The organism is Bifidobacterium animalis subsp. animalis ATCC 25527 (assembly GCF_000260715.1).
Lineage (GTDB): Bacteria > Actinomycetota > Actinomycetes > Actinomycetales > Bifidobacteriaceae > Bifidobacterium > Bifidobacterium animalis.
In genome coordinates this window covers 573,115-591,756 of sequence record NC_017834.1, presented here as the reverse complement: position 1 = coordinate 591,756, position 18,642 = coordinate 573,115, and the positions used below count along the sequence as shown (strand labels likewise).

Genomic DNA, 18,642 nt, shown 5'->3' with positions numbered 1-18,642 from the left:
ATAGACAGACATTCACATAGAAAGAGTATATATCCATGAAACATATATCTTGAGCCGATTTTCAAATACTGCAGCAATCGATAATTAGACAGATCGACACCAACACGCGGTAAACAAATTTAGTAAATCGTGTATAGTATGTGAACTGTAATCGCCAATGAAGGAGGTTAGGTCACATGACCAGCAACAAATTCCAAGCGGGTGCCGGGCAGACAGCGTCGTCTGCCGCATCCTCCGACATGCTCCGTTCGACCACCCCGAAGACCGCACGACACGGTTTAATCCGCCAGCGCGCGGCCTTCGCCTTCGGCAATCTTGGTCAGGCGGCGTTCTACAACGCCATGAGCACGTTCTTCATGACCTACGTGACCACGGCGTTGTTCGCGCGCACCGACAAGGCCGTGGCCGCGCGCATGATAGCCCTGATCACCGGACTGGTCGTTGCCATCCGCATCGCGGAGATCTTCCTCGACCCGATCTTGGGCAATATCGTCGACAACACGCGCACCAAGTGGGGCCGTTTCCGCGTCTGGCAGTTCATCGGCGGCATTGTGCCCTCCGTGCTGCTCGTGGTGGTGTTCACCGGCCTGTTTGGACTCGTCAACGTGAACACCACCTGGTTCATCACGCTGTTCATTGTCACGTTCATTCTGCTCGACGTGTTCTACTCGGCGCGCGACATCTCCTATTGGGGCATGATTCCGGCACTCTCCAGCGATTCGCATGAACGCAGCGTCTACACTTCACTCGGCACGCTCACCGGTTCGCTTGGCTATAACGGCATCACCGTCGTCGTCATTCCCATCGTCAGCTACTTCACCTTCAAATTCACCGGCGAGCAGGGCGAAGGCCAACCGGGGTGGACTGCATTTGCCATCATCGTCGCACTGCTGGGGCTCATCACCGCGTGGACCGTCGCATTCGGTACACGTGAGAGCTCGAGCGAGCTACGCAAACAGGACTCCCATTGCGGCCCACTTGACGCGTTCAAGGCCATCGCCCACAACGACCAACTGCTGTGGACCGCATTGAGCTACCTGCTGTATGCCATTGCGAACGTGGCGACCACCGGCGTGCTGTTCTACCAGTTCACCTATGTGCTCGGCATGCCGCAGCGTTTCGCCATCGCGGGCGTGATTCCCGTGATCACCGGCCTGGTCACCACGCCGCTGTATCCGTTGCTCAACCGTGTGATCCCACGTCGATGGTTGTTCGCCGGGGGCATGGGGCTCATGATTCTCGGGTATGCATTGTTCATTGCGGCCCCGCGCAATCTATCGGTCGTGCTCGTGGCGCTCATTCTGTTCTATCTGCCTGCGCAAACGATTCAGATGACCGCGATTCTCACGATGACCGATTCGATCGAATACGGACAGCTCAAAACCGGGCAGCGCAACGAGGCGGTGACGCTGAGCGTGCGACCGATGCTCGACAAGATCGCAGGCGCCTTCTCGAACGGCATCGTCGGCTTCGTCGCAGTGGCTGCTGGCATGGTGGGATCGGCTTCCGCCGCGGATATGACGAGTGCGAACATCCATACGTTCACCACTTGGGCGTACATTGTGCCGTCCGCCGGCATTGTGCTCAGCCTGATCGTGTTCCTGCTCACGGTGCGCATCGACGAGAAGCGCCATGCGCAGATTGTTCGCGAGCTCGAGACGCAGCTTGCTGACTCTGCGAACACGGAACGGTGACATGACCGCGTCTTGACAAGTTTGCACAACGGCGTACAAAACCGGTGCGCACACCTTTCTTCTCCTAGGGTGTGCGTACCCCCCCCTTCTATCCACTTCCGAAACAACTTATCCCAATAGCGGAAAACACGAGGTAGCACACAGACACGGCGCCAATGAATCTGCTGGGCAATAGAACAAGAACGGCATCCTGGCGGGCCATCGCATACGACACACGCATTCAGTCCGTCGTATAACAATCGCCCATGCATTCGAAGCGGCATACACTGTGTGTCATGGCAATGATTCAACTCAAACGCGCATATGCACCGGCCGAGCCGGATGACGGATACCGCATTCTCGTCGATCGCCTATGGCCACGTGGCATGTCGAAGGCGAAGGAACATCTGGATCTGTGGATGAAGCAGATCGCCCCGAGCACCGACTTACGCAAGGCATGGAACCACAATCCCAACACGATTCTGGAATTCGCCGAAAGCTACCGGCGTGAACTCGACGCCAATCCCGCAGTGGAGCAGCTCGAACAGATCCTTGCCGAGCATCCGGTGGTCACTTTCGTGTATGGCGCGCGTGACCCGCTCGTGAACCATGCACGCATTCTACGCGACTACGTCGAGGAGCGCCAGAAGGTTCAATGAACCGCCCGCTCCTCCGATCCGATATGATGGAATGAGTTCCGCACACTCCACAAACAGGGGACTTCCAGTATGACGGAGCACACTGATGCGAATCGTGGCACCAGTCGCCTGCTTATGACCATCGGGTGGATCATCCTCGGCATCGGCATGTTGATCGCCATCGTGCTGCGATGCACCGACCAATATGGATTCATCACGGGATTCATGCTCATGTTCGTGTTCCCGGTGCTGGCGCTCGCGGCAACCGCGACCGCCACGGCAGGTTCGGTGCATGGGTACTGGCTCGGACTCGCCGCAGCGGCCGTCGAAATCGCCATACTCGCTTCAGCGACGCGTGGTATCGACGTATTCGCACTGTATGGCGGCATCACTTTGGTGTGCGCGGCGATTGGTTATGGCATTGGTCGGCTCTTGCACCGTCACTTCCATCGCTCCGGCCTGCGCTGATCAAGCGCATGAATTCAGCGATCGGAATGCGTTCCTGCTCGATGCGCGGCACGGCAAGTTCGCCTGTGCACAGGTCACGATACAGCGAATACTCCTCCGAACTGAGATGCAGCCCATGCTTCGGTTCGCCGCAGCGAATCTCATGGCTCATCGCATCCCTCGTCGTGCCGAAACGCTCGTATTCGGCATAGGTCATGCGATCCATCAATATGCTCTCACAAGCGACCCCCGAAGCCCGCAGTCCACTGAGAATCTCAAATCCCGCAGCATCGATGTCACCCCAATACACAACACGCACCGCATCATTGGCAAGCCAAGGCAGCAGTTCGGGTACCCGGTTCACGGCGAATCCGGCGCCGAACACACATACGGCTCCGTCAATGGGGCCCATGGCTTGGTAGGTGTCTTTGTTCTCCACAATGACGGCCAGCGAGACGGGGCGTTCGGGAACGCACTGCACCGAGGTCGCCACACGGTCGGGCTCGGCGGCGAACCGTTGGTCCATGTACCGGTACCGCACCTCGCCCGGGCGTTCCCGCAGCGGCATCCGATGCACACCGAGCACTGTACAGATCGCCGCGCGCCTGTGGGATCGTGAACCTGCCAACCATTTCGCCGAAAACCCGGGCAAGGGGATCTCACGAGCGGTGAGCCCCGGCACTTCGGCCCAATGCCGGCCGAACCACTGCGCGGCTTCGACGAACAACCCGAAATCGACGTCGGATTCGTTGTTCAACCTGCGTACCACATCCATGGCGAGCGCATGGTCGACATGGCATCGTTGCTCGAGCTGCGCCGCTCTGGCCAACGCCTGTTCGCGAGGGCGTCGCAGCGTAGGCCCCGCAATGGCGAGCGCCGTGGCCTCGTCAGGCACATGGATATACGCGACAAGCGGCACGGCCGTGCCCATTTTGCGCGAGATGAAGTCGGTCCGGCAGCCGAATCGTGCCGCGAACTCCTTCAGCGCATTATTCGCCGCGTGCACGCCGGCCACATCGGCGACGAGCTGCGTCTCCTTGGGCCACGGAATGCGAATCGTGCGCGGCCATGGACTCTCGTCGGCGAACAACTCGCGCTGTACAATGCGCGCCACATCGCCGCGCACATCCGCCGGAGTCTTGAGTGTCGCCGTATCCGTCACTCGGACCGCTCCCCCATCGAAGACTCATCGCCATCAGCGTCCCCCAGCAGATCTCCCTGCATCAGCGTCGTCCTGCCGCTGGCCTGGTCCTTGTGTGCCACAATGACCTTCGAAGCCGAACCCATGATCTCGCCGGTCTTCGATTCCGGTGCCGAAACGATCACTTGGAAGCCGAGTCCCGGCAGCACGCTCAATGCGCGGCGCGTGTACTGGCCGTCGGCTTTGATGAGCGCCTCGTCGAGGAAGACGGTGGCATACGAGGGTTCGGTTGCGTTGTCGTTGGCGAGCAGGTACATGAGCGCCGCGCCGTAGGCGAACGACGTGAGCTCCTGCAAGTAGCCGCCCGATCCGCCGCCGGTGGAGTTGATCGATTCCACCACGCCATCCGGGTTCGTCACCGACCCGAAGAACCGTGAGCGTTTGCGTGGGTCGAGGTTCGCGTTACCACGTCCGTTGCCCGCATATTCGTCGAAGCTGCCGCGCAACATCTCGATGAGTCCCGCAAGGCCGGCGAACAGCTTTCGGCACCTCTCCACGTCATGCTCGTCGTTTGCCTTGAACGCATTGATGCGGCCGATTTGCCCGGTGAGTGCCGTGGTGAACTTCGCATCGGGCCTGTGCACCTGCACGACGATCGACAGCCTACCGCCTCGCGCACCGAATGGGTACCGTTCAAGCAGATGGTTGATTTTGCCGATCTGTTCGGTGATCCTCTGCTGGTCAAGTTTGAGCATCGTCTGCAACTGCACGAGGTCCTGGAGCATCTTGTCGAGCGAGTTCATGTATTCCACGTTCGTCGCCTCGTCGCCGATCACCCCTGGTTTGAGCTCCTCCAGGTCTTTCCTGAAGTACCGCTCGTTCTCCACGTCGGCGCTCACTCGTTCGTCGCCTGACGCATATTGGTCGAGGTACGAGCGCATGCTTGCCTCGCATGACTGTTTCCGGTTGTCGCGCTGTGTAGCCAGTTCCTTCACCTGCCTGCCTACGGTTTGGGCGAGTGTGCCGAGCAGTTCGCGTACGTGTTTGGCGCAGGCCTCGTTCTCGCGTACATGGCCGCCCAGTGAGGTGCCGGATTGCCCGTCCAAACCGAGTATTCTGCCCATTCGTTCGTTCGCCGATTGTGTGCTCTCGCCGAAGTATGCCAGATATCCCTGTTCAAGCAGCCGACCGCATGCCTCGTTCAAATGCCGGCGTTCCACGGATTGCGTGCGCCGGTCATACGCTTCCAGCCACTGCCGGGTCGACCTCACCGCCGCATTCGCCCGCTTGAGTTTGTCTTCCGCGGCATAGCATGCACTGTTCGCCTTGGCCATTTCCTGCTGCTGGACTTTCAGCGTGGCATTGAGCTGTGCCAGTTCGGGGTTCTGCTCGAGTTCGTCGACGCGTTGTTGGAGGCTGGCGATTTCCTCTTCCACACCGTATGCATCTATGTCGTTCCATGCATGGTCCTGCAGCGTCTGGGCCAGACTATGGCGTTGCTCAAGCGCGTTGAGTTGCACGTCGTACTGTTCGAGATCGCGAGTTGCGGCATCCCGCGTCTTGTGCGCCTCGGCAATGTCTGCCTCCAGATCGCGCAGATAGGCATCGGTGACGAATCCGATGACGGCAGGCATGTTCTTGGTGCCGTGGCTGCCCTTCCGACCTTCCTTGATCTGTCCGTCACGCTGCACCTGGCGCGTCGTCTCATTGGTGTCGTCGATCGCCTCCACGCACCATGCGTCGTACCGTGCCTCGGTCACCCGGGCACGAAGCCAATCGACGAACGGAGATTCCACGTTGAACGTGAGCTTGCTCGACAGCCACCCTTCACGCTCCTCAGCCTCCACATGGACGCTCGTGTCGACGAACCGCCAGTTGCGTCGTGGGAGCGCCTCCTGGGAAATCTGCGAGACTTTCGCTGCGAAGCCGTTCTCATGGCGACTGTCGACCAGAATCACCGTTGCGAGCGACCGGTATGCCACGTTCATGGCGGTGCGCCACTCCTCGTTCTCCTCGCCCACGTCCATGAGCTCCGCCGCATAAGGCAGCTCCTGCGGGCTCAGGCCGGTGGCGCGCGCAATCATATTGCGGGCCTCGTCCATATCGCTGGAGATGCGCGTCTTCGACTGGCGTTTGCGTTCCAAGTCCTTCTCGAGTGCCTTGATTCGCTGTTCGGCTTTCTTCTGGGCGTCGATCAATGGGTACTGCAACCCGTGCAATTCGGTTTTACGCTGCTGGTATTCCGATTCGAGTTGCGTGTATTCGGCCACCAATGCATCCCACTGCCCGCGACTTTCCGGCAATGCTTCGCCAGAGGCACTGAATCGGGAGGCCAACAGCTCCCTGCGTCCCAACACTTCGCGTTGGCGCCGCTGTGCATCGCGAATGCGGTCTTCCAGGCGGCCTATCTCGTCGCCTCCCATACCCTGAAGCTGCCTATTGAGCGAGTCGACCTGTTCCCGCATCTGCTCCGCCCGCTCTTTGGCGGCCTGTGCACTGGCACTGCACTCCGTGGCATACTGCTCATATTCGGGCAGTACTTCGGTGATGTCGGCATGAATGCGATCGTCAAGCCATTGGGTGCGAATCCGTGCGCTATCGCCCTGCTGGGGGGCGATGGCGGAAAGCTCGCGCACACCACGTTCGGCGGACTCATACTCGGCGAACTCGGAGGCGATCGCCTCCAGTTGCCGCACCCGCTTACGCGTACGCTCCATACTCGAGAAATTCTCGGCGAACTGTTCGTAATCGTCGATGGCGAGCTTGCCGAACTCAACGGCGCGCGGCTCATTGAGCACACCTTTGCGGAAGATGTCATCGAGCTGGGAGGGCGCATCGGAGGCCTGCATGCGGTGGAGCAGACGGCACGCGGACTCAGTGAGGCCGAATCGTTTCCAGATGTCTTCGTGGAACTGCTTCGCGTAGTTGTACACGGTGACGCCCGGGTACACCTGCTTGATCAGCGGCACCGAGAAGCGCTCCTCGCGATGTGCATCCATGAGCCGCGGGTCGATTGCATAGCTGGAGACCACATAGAGCTTCACCATGCTCTCCGACGTGCCCTCCGCAGGCAGATACATGAACTTGGCAATCCATAACGCGCCGCTGTTGGCGGTGTCGACATAGTGGTCGACGATCGCACCCCAGACCGCGTACGGCTCGCCCTTCCCGCTGCGCCCGCGCAGGTAAACCGGCTCATCGTGCCCGTTGTTGCTGCGGATTCCCCTCAGTCCCAACAGGTATGAGTAGTCGCTGCGATCGGAGCGTCCGGCGTTCGAGGCCTTGTTGAATACGGCATTCGCCGGGTAGAGCAACGAGACCTGCGCGTCGACGAGTGTGGATTTTCCCGATTCGCTCTGGCCGGTGAGCAACGTCACCGTATCGTCGCCGGCGGTGGAGGGTTCGAATACATGGTAGCCGTCATAGGAACCCCAATTCACCAATTGCCGCGAGGCGAGCGCCCAATGCGGCGGCATGAGTTCAATCGAGGCATAGATGTCGGAAGTCTCGCTCAAAACAGCGCCTCCATATCGTCATCTTCGGGGTATTCGTCTTGGTCGGTATGCCCGGAGCCGTCGGAATCGTCACCTGTTCCATCCGGTTCGGGCTGTGCGGTCGATGCGTCGTCCGCGCCGAGCCATGCGGCGATGCGCTCCGGATTGAGCACCACGGGCACGAGTTTGGTGATCACATACATGCCTTCGTCGTCTTCGACAGGCGCCAGGAAGCCGTTGTTCTTCGCACTGCCGATTAGGCGGTCCACCTGCGCCTGCACCGCCTCCTCCGAATTGCGGCCGGCAAGCGGGCCCGCGCCGGTGGACATCGTGTTGACAATCTCCTCCTTCGAAATGAGCCAATCGGCGGCCGCGGCGCCCACATTCTCGTAGTCGAGCACCTTGCGCCGCAGCGAAGCCAGCATCACCGCCTCACGGGCACTCAGGCTGACACGGGTCTTGAGCGATCGTATGCCGTATTCATCGGCAGCGATCGGCTCCGCATACATCACCTCATAGTAGGTGTCGATGACCGGCACGAGCATGTCGTTGTTGAGCGAACGCCGCACGTGGTCCATATAGTCGAGTGCCTGGTGGTACATGTCGCCGCTGATCGACCTGTTGCGTTTCAACGCAATCGCGGCCTCACGGGCGGGTGCGGGCATGTCACCGATGTCACCATCGAACAGTGCATGCACATTGGCCAGATCGGCCATGCCGGCCTCGTCGGCCACACCTTCCTCATACTCGTCACTGAGCACCTTCGAGACCATGCCCAGATTGGCATCGCCGGCAATTCCCTGCCCGGTGCTGTCGTCCATCGCCATATCAGTCCTCCACCATGGTATCGTCGAGAAAATCCTTCAGCACCTGCCCGGGCACGAACAGCGCACAGGTGCGCCATACGCGAGTCCAACCGTCGGTGGTCACGCAATGCCACAGACTCTCGCGGGGCACGGGAATCTGGCCGCCATCGCTATTGCCAGCGGCATCGGTAGGCGACGCGGAACCCAAGTAGCTCAGGAAGCCCACGATTTCGCTCTCACGGCGCTCGTCGGCGGCAAGTTCGTTGAAACTGGCTGCGATGTCGACAACGGAATCGGCGAGCGCACCGCCGGCATCGTCGATGAGCACCGGGTGCGCGGCCACCAATTCGATCATATGGTGGATGCGTGGGCCGCCGGCCGCAACGATGCCATTGAGATCGACCTGTGCGATGCCGTCGTCCACCTGCATCTGCAGTTTGGGAGCCGCGGTTTTCACGGGTGTTTCACGCGCACGGGTCGGCAATGTGAGCAACGAGGTGGTCGCCGTGCCAATGTCGTAGCGGCCTTTCGCATGCACCGACTCACCCAACTGGGTGAACAGCTTCGCGAGCTGACGAGACATCGTGCGGAACTGCATGTCGGTCTGCTGCCTCACCAGAAGCTTCACGCTTTCGTCGGTCACACGAATCTGGTGACGCACATCGTCTATGCCGTCGTAGATGTCTTCGAACTCCCGATTGACCACGCTCATGAGGTCGTCGGCCTCGCCATGCAGCCATTCGCTGTTCGAGATGTCTTGCAGCGCCTCGTTGAGCTCCTCGCGGCTCTGCGGGGCATACATCACCTGGAATGCATCGTTGAAGCGGCGTCCCTCGTCGCTGAGCCGGTACGTGCGCTCGTATTCCTCGTGGTAGAACGTGAGCATGTCGTTGCTGCTCATCGAGCCGTCGTCGATGCGCCGGCGCAACGCATCGCCATTGTCGCGCTCGGTGATCACCAATTCGCGCAAATCGACAGGCACCCCGCGCAGCGTGTTGTACACGACGTTGATGATGTCGGACACCTGCTCGCGAGTGGGCCGCCGCCCAATGCCATGCGCCTTGAGATTGTCGATCTGGTGCTGCCGTTCGTCGATCTCACGTTCGAGCAGCTCAATGCGCTCCTCCACATTCACGGTGAGTTGTTTGCGCGCGCTCTCGATCTCCATGATGATCGAATTCACCTGCGCACCGGACAGCGACACTGTGCGTTGCTGAAGCGTCGCCAATGCCTCGATGGCTCTATGGGCACGTTGGGTCAGGCGGCACATGAGCCTGTGCTGGCGGCGGTCAATCGAATCGGCCACCCACGCATAGTCGCCGGCATCCTCGGCTTTGAGCTCCTTGAGTATGCGCCGGGCCGCCATCATGTCGTCCTCGCCCTCGCGCGGGGTGTAGGTGCCATCGGCGGCGAGCTCGCCGATCGCCTCGCGCATGCGCGCCAGCAGTCGCTCCTGCGGGACTTCTGCAGTGAGCGGGTCGAAGCAGGCGCGCAGCATGGCGATGTAGATATCGGAATACTTGTGCAGTAGCATGCGCAGCACGCCGGTCTCATACACCGGCCTCAACTGGGCCAATTCACTCCGCACATCCGCCATACCGCCGTTCCTTTCCTCCCGCCATTCTACCGGCCGGCAAGGAGTCGGTATACACACACGTCATGGTTACAACGACCACAATCTTCCACAAAAACTGCCATTTCAACCATTCACACAGTTACAACGACCACTGCAGCAGTGTTCCGCAGTGGGATCCCCGCGTTGGTCGACGACGTGGAACCTGAATCTGGCTTCGGTTCCGCGCCTGCTGGCACATCTGCGGGATTCACTCACCTTGGCCCGCACGCGCCTGCTTGAATTTCTCCTGCATCGTCGGATTCTTGTATGTCAAGCGGCGCACCGTCACCTCCTGCACCTTCTTGTTCGCGATCCTCAGGTTGTCTTCGGAGCCGAGCAATGCCTTCTTCGTCTTCTGCAGGTGGTCGATCGACTTGTCGATCTCGTCGATCACGGTCTGGAACTTTTTCGAGGCGAGCTCGTAATTGCGTTCGAATCCGTTCTTGAATTCGTTGAGCTTGTCTTCGAAGTTCGTGATGTCGATGTTCTGGGCGCGCATCTCGGCCAGTTCGCGCCTGTATTCCAGGGTGCCGCGTGCCGCGTTGCGCAACAGCGTGATCATCTGGATGAAGTACTGGGGGCGAATCACGTACATCTTCGGGTAGCGGTACGAGACGTCGACGATCCCCTGGTTGTACAGGTCGCTGTCCTCTTCGAGCATCGACACGAGCACCGCATATTCGCAGCCCTTCTCGCGCCTGTCTTTGTCGAGCTCCTTGAAGAAGTCCTCGTTCCTGTGCTTCGTGGCGGTCGTCTCGTTCTCGTTCTTCATCTCGAACATGATCGAGATGAACTCGGTGCGACCCTCGTCATCCTCCGGTCCGTCGTAATCACGGAAGATGAAATCGCCCTTGCTGCCGGTTCGCGCATCGTTGTCCTTTTCGAAGTATGCGTTCGGGAACGAACCCATGCGCACTTTGTTGAATTCGTCCTGACAGTGCCGTTCCAGCGATTCGCCCACCATCTTCGTGGAGAGCCGCGTTTTGAAATCGCGCAGACGCTCGATCTCGTCTTCCCGGTCACGCAGCTGCACCTCGTATTGCTCCCGCACCGACTTGAGCTCGAGTTCCTGCTGCATCTTCGCCGTGTCGAGTTCACCACGCAGCCGGTCGCGCTCACGTTCGACCTTGCTCACCTGCTCGGCGATCTCGAGCTGCTTCGAGGTCTGCGCATTGTCGAGTTGCGACTGCAGCTGTTGGATCCGCACGTCCTTCTCGGCCGCCGCTTTCGCCTTCTCGGCCTCCAGATTCGCCTTGGCCAGCTCCCGCTCCGATTCGGCATCCGATTTCAGCCGTTCCACCTCGTGGCGAAGCTCGTCGCGTTCCTTCTCCACATCGCCCACCGCTTCGGACACCGCGAGTTTCTGACGGTCCTCGAATGCCGCCAGCTGTGCTTTGAGTTCACTAATCTCGGCGTCCTTGCTCGCCTTCGCCTGCTGCAGCTCGCTGTTCGCCTTCTGCCGTGCGAGCTCGACCGCCTTCGCCTTGTCGTCTTCGGCCAGCTTCAGGCGTGATTCGAGTTCGCGGCCGAATTCCTGCCCCCGCACCTGCTGCACGATGTCGGCGTAGCCCGCCTCGTCGATGGTGAACGATTCGCCGCAATGCGGGCACTTGATCTCATGGCCTGCCATGGCTCCCTTTCCGTGCATCGATATGTATTCCATGATATTTCACGAACATGCGCCCGCCATATATTGCGCATGTGCATGCGCATGCGACGATTCACCGCAGCACGGCGCGTATGCGCCCAATCGCATATTCGGCCGCCTGGTCGCGCAAGCCGTTCGTCGCGTATTCGCGGTGCCCCTTGCGCGACCCATACGTCTGGCAGATCAGGTCATCGTAATTGCAATAGCTCTGTGTACGCGAGGCATATCGGTCGAGCTCGTGCGGGCCGCGGGCTCCCATCACACCGTTCGTGCCCTTGGTGAAATCGCCGACGTCATACGATGTTTCGCTGTTGAAGCGCGGGTCGCCGAACAATTCCGCCGCAATGACGTTCTCCGAGGCCCGGTCACTGAGCGTATACCCGTTGTCTTCGTTCGGCCGCACATCGGGCGCGCTCAGCGCGTCCCCCACCACCATCGCTCCCTGCGAGTACCCGAGCAGCACGGTGCGCTGCGCCGGGCACTGCTCGGCCTGCCCATTGAGGGTGCTGATGAGCAGATTCACGCCGTCCGCCTGCGTTCCGGGCTCCACGCTTGCCGCATACTCCAATGGTGTCACTTGAATGCGACCCGGGAACGCACTGGCGATCTGCTGTGCGAGCGGCCCCAGCATGCCGCCGTCGAGTTGCTCGTTCGTACCGCGCACGGTGATCACGCGCACCGGCTTGTTCGCGTCGCATCCGGAGTCGCCCCACGCCCCCGGAGCGCCCGGGCTCTCATGACCCGGACCGTTGAAGAGAATGCCGGCGAACACCGAACGCGTGGTCTGTGGATCCGGGTTGCCGTCCAGTTGGCGAATCTGTTCGATCAGATCGGCGGAAAGCAGCGAGTCCGTGCCGCGCGTGCGTTCCTGAGCGGTCTGCGAGGGTGTGGGCGAGGCAGCGGCCTGCGATCCGCCTTCCGCAGCGCGCTCGTCATGCCTCGCACCGCACGCCCCCAGCGCCACGCACAACGTCAACGCACCCACGGCAGCCAACAGTGATCTGCACCGTGTTCCGATCGTTCGAGAACCCATACCCACTCCATATTGAGATTGCCAGCATATTCGAGTCGTATCGAACATACTGGCAATTCGACGTGTCACTGTCAAGCGACGGCTGTGGAATGCCATAGCGAACGCCGACATTCACAATCGTCTGGGGAGGGGCTCATGCCAGACCGATCACCGAAGTGAGCAGTCTTTGCACACTGTCGATCCTACGAGCCCGTTTCGCGCTGATGCGGGACAGTACAGCAAGCACGGCACGCGTCTTGTTCGCGCGCATGCGGCAGAAATCTGCGAGCATGCCCTCATTCAGCGTCCCCTGCTGGCGTGCCGTGCGCAACGACTTCGTCTCCGCCGGGCGGAACAGATCGCTTTGTGAAAGCGCTTCGTATGCGAGATCAACCCCCAGCGCGCGAATGTACTCAGCTTCGAGATCGACGTGTGAGACGAACACACGCTTGGATTCAAGTTCGCCGGCCCGTACGTGGTACTGGTGTGCGAGATCGCCCTGGGCATCCTCGTCAACGAGCTGCGTGAGCGGCACGCGGAAGCCGTGTTCGCCGAACACCCGCTGCCATGCGGGCATCTCACGGCAACCGCCTGCTTCGAGCAGCACGACGCCGTGGGCATCGAGATTACGCCCGGTCACATTGGCGCAATGTTCGACGAGCGCGCGATCCGTCACGCCTTCCACCACAATTACATGCTCGGCGGTGAGCGGTTCGAGCCGATCACGCACCCACATATGCAGAAGCAGCTTGTCGTCTTCGCTCAGGAAATCGCGCCGGGGTTGGACCACGCCGCCGTTCGCGCGCACGACGACGATCTGGTCGGGCTCGAATTCGCCGATGATGTCGGGCGAGTGCGTGGCGAGGATCTTCTGGCTCGCCCCCTCCTTGAGCAATCGCGCCAGATTTCGCTGGCTCGTCGGATGCAGATGCGTCTCGGGCTCGTCGAGACCGACGATATGCACGTGCTCGTCGAGCAGATCATACAAGGCAACGGTGTAGATCGACCGCAGGCCTCCTGATTGCTCCCATAGGCCACGCTGCTTGCCGTGCATGCGCAATTGCAGGTGCACGTCGCTGAACGGATTGCGGTTGAGTTTGGAACCCGGCACGAACACGAGATTGTTCGGATTGCAACGCATCGGAAGCGCCGACGTGAGCGCGTCGGCGATGCGTTTGCGCAATGCGAGAAGGGCCGGCGAGGAGTCCAGCAGGCGCGCGTACTGGTCTGCGACCGCCTCGAATATGGCTTCCTCCTGCTCAAGTTGCACGGTTTCGAGCAGTTCGTCGACAATCTCATGCTGGGTCTCACGGTTCGGCGGGAAGGAATCGGAAAGGTACACCCAGCCGATCCGCGCCAGATCGGCCGCGGTCACGGCGTGTCCATCGTCTCCCATTGTGCGCGAGATGTGCACGGTCTCGCCATCGGCATCGAGCGCGGCCTCGAAGCGCATGCAAGTGTGCATGCCGTCGTTCTCCAGCTCGACGGCAATGGTGAACGGCAGCTGCAGCTCGCGAATATCCGCCGCAGTGACCGTGGCATACAGGTCGGCGGTCGACTTGCCCAACACAAGATCGAGGCACCGCAGAATGGAGGATTTGCCTGATTCATTCGTACCCACCAGCACGAGATGCCGACGGACGTCGATTCGGAAATCGGTGACGCGGCTGTGGTTCGCAATGCTCAGCGAGGTCAGTCTCATGGGCCACCGATTCCTTGAAATCATGTCATTGCGCCGCAGCGGGTGCATGCGGTGCATGCGCGGCCACGAACCGCAGGAATTCAGGGGTCTTCGACCAGTAGGTGACGCCCCAGCCGTCGAAGCTGCGTTCGCGTGTGTAGGCGGCGCATTCGAAGTCTATATAGTACACCAGCCCGTTTTCCACCACGAAATTCGTCGGGAAGTAATCGATGTTCAGACGGTGGGATTGCAAGCGCTTGGCCATCTCACGCACCTGTTCCACATAGGAGTCGTCCATCTGGTCGGTGAGCACCAGATCGAAGACCGTGGGCCCGTCGATGTATTCCTTGAGAATGCGCTCCTTGGCGATGTCGATGTCAAGCATCGCCGGCAACCGTATGCCGAGCTCGCGCAGTCGGCGGTAATCGCGAATCTCCACCTGCACTTTGTCGTTGGGCTGAAGGAATGGCATGGGTTCATGGCGCATTTGTTTGAGCACGTATTCGGTTTTTGAATGCGATTGAGAACGCACGAGAAAAGAGTACCCGCCCTTTCCTTTCCCAAGCAGCCGTAGCACTTCGAAAGGCTCGCCGTTCACGCTCAGCGTCTTATTTGGTTGCATTGTTCCAGCATAACATGCACATTGTGAATTCTATGATGCCCCGCAATCATCCACCGCGTGACCACATAGCGCCCCCGGTTCTGCCTAGCCACCCGTCGTCGACCTATTCCCCGTTGCGCGCGCCGAACGGGATGTGCACCGAGGGTATGGAGAGTGTGTACCGGTCGAGATTGCCCATCTGGTCGTCGAAGAAGATGTCGGGCTGCATGCGGTTGAGGAAGGGCGCCTTGTTCAGGCCTCCGAGGAAGAACGCGTCGTCGACCGTCAACCCCCAGTCCTCCAACGTGTTCACGGCCCGTTTCTGCGCCTTGCCACTCCGCGCCGTCACGAGCGCGACGCGCAGGTTCGGGGTCTGGGCCGCCGGATTGGCCTCCTTGTATTCACGTGCCGCATTCTGCAGTATGTTGATGCCCTCAAGCAACCGTTTGAGCGGCCCCTCCTCGATCGGCTTGTTCGCCAGGTCAGCCTCATGCTCGTTGTATTTCTCAAGCGCATTGGCCGGGTCGCTCACCTGAGCCTCACGGAACACGCGCTCCGCCGAGTCGCCCGCGAGCACGCCATCGAAGTCGAAGGCCACACGCAGCTCCTCGCCCGACTCGTGCACATGCGTCGCCTCCGCCGCGGTTCCATCGCCGCGGTTTCCGGAACCACTGAGCGGCAGCACGCAGCCGGCTGGGAATCCCTCGGCCACGGCCTCGCGCACATCCGCATCATCCGCCGAGAGGAACAGCGCCATGTCGAACGCCTTCATATACTCGAAGGGCGAGATGCCACTGCGGAACACCGAACGAGTGATGTCGAGCCCGTAATGCTCGATGCTGTTCATCACACGCAACCCGGTGCGCGGACTGTTGCACGACAGCACCACCACCTCCACACCCCGATCATCGCCGTCGAAGACCGAATTGAACTCAAGCAATTTCGAAATGAAGGGGAACGCGACACCAGGACGGAACGGTTCTTCCAAATGCTCGTTCTGATATCGTTCGTAGGCTTCAACACCCTCCTCGCGGAAGATCCGGTCGCTCTCACCCAGGTCGAACAATGCGCTCGACGCGACGCCTATTACCAATGCCTTGTTATCGAGCGTCTGCCCCATATCGCCTCCCGTTCGTCCGATCCAATCATTGTAATGCACCGCCGGGCGGCCGCACCGGCATTCCCCGCCGCGACGCGTACTGGACTCAGCACAGCCCGAATTTGGCTATCATATGATAGTCGCTCATCCACTCATAAGGAGACCCCATGCAAGCCGATTCCGCAATGACAACCCTGCTCACATGGTGCCCATTGCTCGTTGGCGTCACATTCTTCGCGCTCACCATGGCATTCAACCGCCGTTCGTTGTGGTCCGGGTTCTCCGCCTTCGTCATGCTGCTCGGCATCGGGGCCACCTCGATCGTATTGCTCATGACGGCATCTCAGTATGTCACCGGTTCCCTGCTCGGCACCTTGGCGCTCATCGCCATCTCCCTCGTCGCCGTGGCATTGCTGCTGTTTCCGTTCGCCCTTGGCATCTTCCTCATCGCCGAAGGCATTCGACTCCTGCGACGCGAGGGCCTCTCCCCCGCCAATTGCCTGTCGCTGGCGCTGGGCGTGCTTATTTGCTTCGACCTGTTGGTATTCCCGGCCATCGTCGCGAGCGTGCACAACGACGCCGTCAACTGGGTGTTCGGCGTGCTTTCCGCATGCACGTTCTACTTCTCCGCCCAGCTCGCCATCTACTGCCTCTCCTCCGCGCTCAATCTCATCCATTTCGGCAAAGCGAGGAACATCTCACAGATTGTCGTGCTCGGTTCCGGGCTCTTCGGCGAGACGGTCCCCCCTCTGCTGCAAAAACGCATCGCCAAGGGAATCGAAATCCAACGGCAGGATCCGCACGCGCGGCTCATCCTCTCCGGCGGCCAGGGCGCAGGCGAAGACGTTCCCGAAGGCGTGGCAATGAAGGCATGGGCGCTCGCTCACGGCGCAGAGCCGGCAAACACCATCTGCGAGGAGCGCTCACGCAACACCCGCGAGAATCTGCTGTTCTCACGGAATCTGTTCGCCGATCCAAACGGGAAGACGGCCATTGTCTCCACCGGCTACCATGTATTCCGCGCGCTGCTGCTATCGAAGAAACTGCAGATGAACGCCGTCGGCTATGGTTCGAAGACCCCTTGGTATTTCTCGCTGAACGCGATGCTGCGCGAATTCATCGCCTATGTTTCGATGACGCGCAAATGGCAGATTGCCATACTGGCCCTCCTGCTCACGCCGTTCTGGGTCAGCGGCGTCGTCGGACTCGTGCAGGCGATCCAGCATCTCGTGTAACACATCTCGACAACTACTCTGACGTAAATAGAGACACAACCAGGCACCCAGACATCCCCTTTTACACAGAATAATCGCCCTTACTCTTCCCTTACGTAAAAAGGGAGGAAATAGCTGCTTCAGATGTCCCCTTTTACGCAGAACCAAGGTGTACAAGGTATACAGGAATACCACAACTCAAACAGATGACCAAACATTCGACGCTTTGGCAGTGTAAGTGTCGAATTCGAAGTTAAGTGACAAGAAGTGTGTTCGAGCTGTGGCGGTGATCTGGTGTTTTTCTTCGGCGTGCTGTTACTGGGTTGGTACCGGATAATAAAAAGCCTTGGAATATAATAAAAAGCCTTGGAATCGTTGAAACTCCAAGGCTTTTACTTTGTACCCCCTGAGAGAGTCGAACTCTCGTTGTCAGATTGAAAGTCTGGTGTCCTAACCGTTAGACGAAGGGGGCTTTCGACAACTCGATTAATAGTACACGAATCCATTCATAGCGCAAATTCGGCGTGTCGGCCTTGCATGGCGCCCCGCAGCCCCGAAAGTCGGCAGGACGCACGAGCAATCAGACACCTCACACGGCACGGTATGCGAAATCGTGGATCACGCGCCCCGCGGCCAGTCCCTTCCTTTCGAAATTCGTGAGCACACGGCCATCGAAACGCTCCGACTCCATGAAATCGGCATGGGGAAGCGCGGCGGCCGATTCGGCATTGCCCTTGCCCACATGCTCGACGGGCAGGCTCACCGTCAGCGTGCCGAGATTCTCGAAATCCCGCCGTGCATCCATCACCTCATGCACATGCAACGCATAGTCCTCGATGTCGGTGGCGATGCGCCACACCCCGTCGACACCAAGCGACGCATGCACGTCGCGCGCAAGCTCGGGCTGCACGAGCCTGCGCTTGTGATGCCGCATCTTCGGCCATGGGTCAGGGAAGAACGTCCACACCTCGTCAAGCGCACCGGGCTCCATCACCGCGAACAACTCAGGCGCGTTGATCTGGGCCACCCGCAGATTCCGCAATCCACGCTTGCCCGACAGCAGCACGGTGTGCGCGACGCCAGGGTCATACACCTCGAGCGCCAGGAAATTGCGCTCGGGATGCTCCGCGGCCGCGGCCACCACATTCTCGCCTTGACCACTGCCGATCTCCACGGTCAGCGGATTGCCGTTCCCCCACTGCCCTTGCACATAGTCCCGGGAGAACACGAACCCTTCGCGCGGGTCGAGACTCCCCTCCGCCAGCGCGATATCGGAGAGGATGTACTCATCGGCATAGGTGTCGAGCGCCCGTTGCAATCGTGCATCGAGACGCGCGGAACGCCGCACGAACGAAAGCACCTTGCGCCCGTGAAGCGGATTGTTCGCCGCGCCGCCGTTGCCGGATTCCTCCAGATTCCTGTTTTGCTCAGTCATACGGCTCAGTCTACCCTGACACAGCCGAGAAATGGCCAGCGAGCGCACGCCCAGGCAAAACCGCCCACCGTTCCACCGCACTCCGTCGCGCGCGAATATCGCCATAATGCGTTATGCCGGGCGACATTCGTCAGGAGG

14 protein-coding genes and 1 tRNA gene are annotated in these 18,642 nt (G+C 60.1%); 4 read left to right on the top strand and 11 right to left on the bottom strand.

The genetic code is table 11. From position 1 onward, the window contains the following. The first annotated feature begins 176 nt into the window (after nucleotides 1-176). The 3 genes from BANAN_RS02485 (at nucleotide 177) to BANAN_RS08430 (ending at nucleotide 2,779) form a co-directional block, all read left to right on the top strand. The gene (locus BANAN_RS02485; RefSeq protein ID WP_014697373.1) at nucleotides 177-1,694 is read left to right on the top strand and encodes a glycoside-pentoside-hexuronide (GPH):cation symporter; all 1,518 of its coding nucleotides are present in this window, start codon (nucleotides 177-179) and stop codon (nucleotides 1,692-1,694) included. Between the two features lie 245 nt (nucleotides 1,695-1,939). Next, nucleotides 1,940-2,332: a DUF488 domain-containing protein gene (locus tag BANAN_RS02480; RefSeq protein WP_014697372.1), complete on the top strand. Its 393-nt coding sequence runs from the start codon at nucleotides 1,940-1,942 to the stop codon at nucleotides 2,330-2,332. 69 nt (nucleotides 2,333-2,401) lie between these two features. After that, nucleotides 2,402-2,779 (top strand): hypothetical protein, encoded by a 378-nt coding sequence (locus tag BANAN_RS08430; RefSeq protein ID WP_012619726.1) that lies wholly within the window; start codon nucleotides 2,402-2,404, stop codon nucleotides 2,777-2,779. On the opposite strand, the gene BANAN_RS02470 is transcribed toward BANAN_RS08430, so the two are convergent. From BANAN_RS02470 to BANAN_RS02425, 9 genes are all read right to left on the bottom strand, one after another. Then, nucleotides 2,700-3,920, bottom strand: a complete 1,221-nt coding sequence (locus BANAN_RS02470; protein WP_014697370.1) for a DUF3322 and DUF2220 domain-containing protein — start codon at nucleotides 3,918-3,920, stop codon at nucleotides 2,700-2,702. The two genes, BANAN_RS08430 and BANAN_RS02470, sit on opposite strands and share 80 nt — an antisense overlap. Next, nucleotides 3,917-7,414, bottom strand: a complete 3,498-nt coding sequence (locus tag BANAN_RS02465; protein ID WP_014697369.1) for an ATP-binding protein — start codon at nucleotides 7,412-7,414, stop codon at nucleotides 3,917-3,919. Before BANAN_RS02465 ends, BANAN_RS02470 begins: the two co-directional genes overlap by 4 nt. Continuing rightward, nucleotides 7,411-8,220 (bottom strand): DUF4194 domain-containing protein, encoded by an 810-nt coding sequence (locus BANAN_RS02460; RefSeq protein WP_014697368.1) that lies wholly within the window; start codon nucleotides 8,218-8,220, stop codon nucleotides 7,411-7,413. The genes BANAN_RS02465 and BANAN_RS02460 overlap by 4 nt, the downstream gene beginning before the upstream one ends. A gap of 1 nt (nucleotide 8,221) precedes the next feature. Further along, on the bottom strand, nucleotides 8,222-9,796 hold the full coding sequence (locus BANAN_RS02455) for a DUF3375 domain-containing protein (RefSeq protein WP_014697367.1): 1,575 nt from the start codon (nucleotides 9,794-9,796) through the stop codon (nucleotides 8,222-8,224). Between the two features lie 226 nt (nucleotides 9,797-10,022). Next, complete coding sequence (locus tag BANAN_RS02450) at nucleotides 10,023-11,444, bottom strand: DUF2130 domain-containing protein (RefSeq protein WP_014697366.1); 1,422 nt, start codon at nucleotides 11,442-11,444, stop codon at nucleotides 10,023-10,025. A gap of 91 nt (nucleotides 11,445-11,535) precedes the next feature. Further along, nucleotides 11,536-12,495 carry a cutinase family protein gene (locus tag BANAN_RS08180; RefSeq protein WP_162178374.1) on the bottom strand — a complete coding sequence of 320 codons (960 nt, stop codon included), beginning with the start codon at nucleotides 12,493-12,495 and terminating at the stop codon, nucleotides 11,536-11,538. A gap of 133 nt (nucleotides 12,496-12,628) precedes the next feature. Continuing rightward, nucleotides 12,629-14,176 carry an ATP-dependent nuclease gene (locus BANAN_RS02435; protein ID WP_014697364.1) on the bottom strand — a complete coding sequence of 516 codons (1,548 nt, stop codon included), beginning with the start codon at nucleotides 14,174-14,176 and terminating at the stop codon, nucleotides 12,629-12,631. A gap of 25 nt (nucleotides 14,177-14,201) precedes the next feature. After that, nucleotides 14,202-14,627 (bottom strand): BUD32 family EKC/KEOPS complex subunit, encoded by a 426-nt coding sequence (locus tag BANAN_RS02430; RefSeq protein ID WP_237705835.1) that lies wholly within the window; start codon nucleotides 14,625-14,627, stop codon nucleotides 14,202-14,204. Nucleotides 14,628-14,880: 253 nt separating this feature from the next. Continuing rightward, nucleotides 14,881-15,876: a 5'-nucleotidase gene (locus BANAN_RS02425; protein ID WP_014697362.1), complete on the bottom strand. Its 996-nt coding sequence runs from the start codon at nucleotides 15,874-15,876 to the stop codon at nucleotides 14,881-14,883. A 146-nt stretch (nucleotides 15,877-16,022) separates the two neighbouring features. On the opposite strand from BANAN_RS02425, the gene BANAN_RS02420 reads away from it, so the two are divergent. After that, nucleotides 16,023-17,090, top strand: coding sequence for a YdcF family protein (locus BANAN_RS02420; protein WP_014697361.1), 1,068 nt, complete (start codon nucleotides 16,023-16,025; stop codon nucleotides 17,088-17,090). Nucleotides 17,091-17,469: 379 nt separating this feature from the next. On the opposite strand, the gene BANAN_RS02415 is transcribed toward BANAN_RS02420, so the two are convergent. Together BANAN_RS02415 and trmB are read right to left on the bottom strand one after the other, a co-directional pair. After that, nucleotides 17,470-17,541: transfer RNA gene (locus BANAN_RS02415), tRNA-Glu, on the bottom strand. A 117-nt stretch (nucleotides 17,542-17,658) separates the two neighbouring features. Then, nucleotides 17,659-18,504 (bottom strand): tRNA (guanosine(46)-N7)-methyltransferase TrmB, encoded by an 846-nt coding sequence (trmB, locus tag BANAN_RS02410; RefSeq protein ID WP_014697360.1) that lies wholly within the window; start codon nucleotides 18,502-18,504, stop codon nucleotides 17,659-17,661. Nucleotides 18,505-18,642 lie beyond the last annotated feature (138 nt).

Bases quoted from the DNA above. Each gene is read 5' to 3' on its own strand.
- BANAN_RS02480 (WP_014697372.1), top strand. From the start codon at position 1,940: ATGCATTCGAAGCGGCATACACTGTGTGTCATGGCAATGATTCAACTC.
- BANAN_RS02450 (WP_014697366.1), bottom strand. From the start codon at position 11,444: ATGGCAGGCCATGAGATCAAGTGCCCGCATTGCGGCGAATCGTTCACC.
- BANAN_RS02420 (WP_014697361.1), top strand. From the start codon at position 16,023: ATGCAAGCCGATTCCGCAATGACAACCCTGCTCACATGGTGCCCATTG.
- BANAN_RS02460 (WP_014697368.1), bottom strand. From the start codon at position 8,220: ATGGCGATGGACGACAGCACCGGGCAGGGAATTGCCGGCGATGCCAAT.
- BANAN_RS02430 (WP_237705835.1), bottom strand. From the start codon at position 14,627: ATGCCATTCCTTCAGCCCAACGACAAAGTGCAGGTGGAGATTCGCGAT.
- trmB (WP_014697360.1), bottom strand. From the start codon at position 18,504: ATGACTGAGCAAAACAGGAATCTGGAGGAATCCGGCAACGGCGGCGCG.
- BANAN_RS08430 (WP_012619726.1), top strand. From the start codon at position 2,402: ATGACGGAGCACACTGATGCGAATCGTGGCACCAGTCGCCTGCTTATG.
- BANAN_RS02485 (WP_014697373.1), top strand. From the start codon at position 177: ATGACCAGCAACAAATTCCAAGCGGGTGCCGGGCAGACAGCGTCGTCT.
- BANAN_RS08180 (WP_162178374.1), bottom strand. From the start codon at position 12,495: ATGGGTTCTCGAACGATCGGAACACGGTGCAGATCACTGTTGGCTGCC.
- BANAN_RS02455 (WP_014697367.1), bottom strand. From the start codon at position 9,796: ATGGCGGATGTGCGGAGTGAATTGGCCCAGTTGAGGCCGGTGTATGAG.
- BANAN_RS02435 (WP_014697364.1), bottom strand. From the start codon at position 14,176: ATGAGACTGACCTCGCTGAGCATTGCGAACCACAGCCGCGTCACCGAT.
- BANAN_RS02425 (WP_014697362.1), bottom strand. From the start codon at position 15,876: ATGGGGCAGACGCTCGATAACAAGGCATTGGTAATAGGCGTCGCGTCG.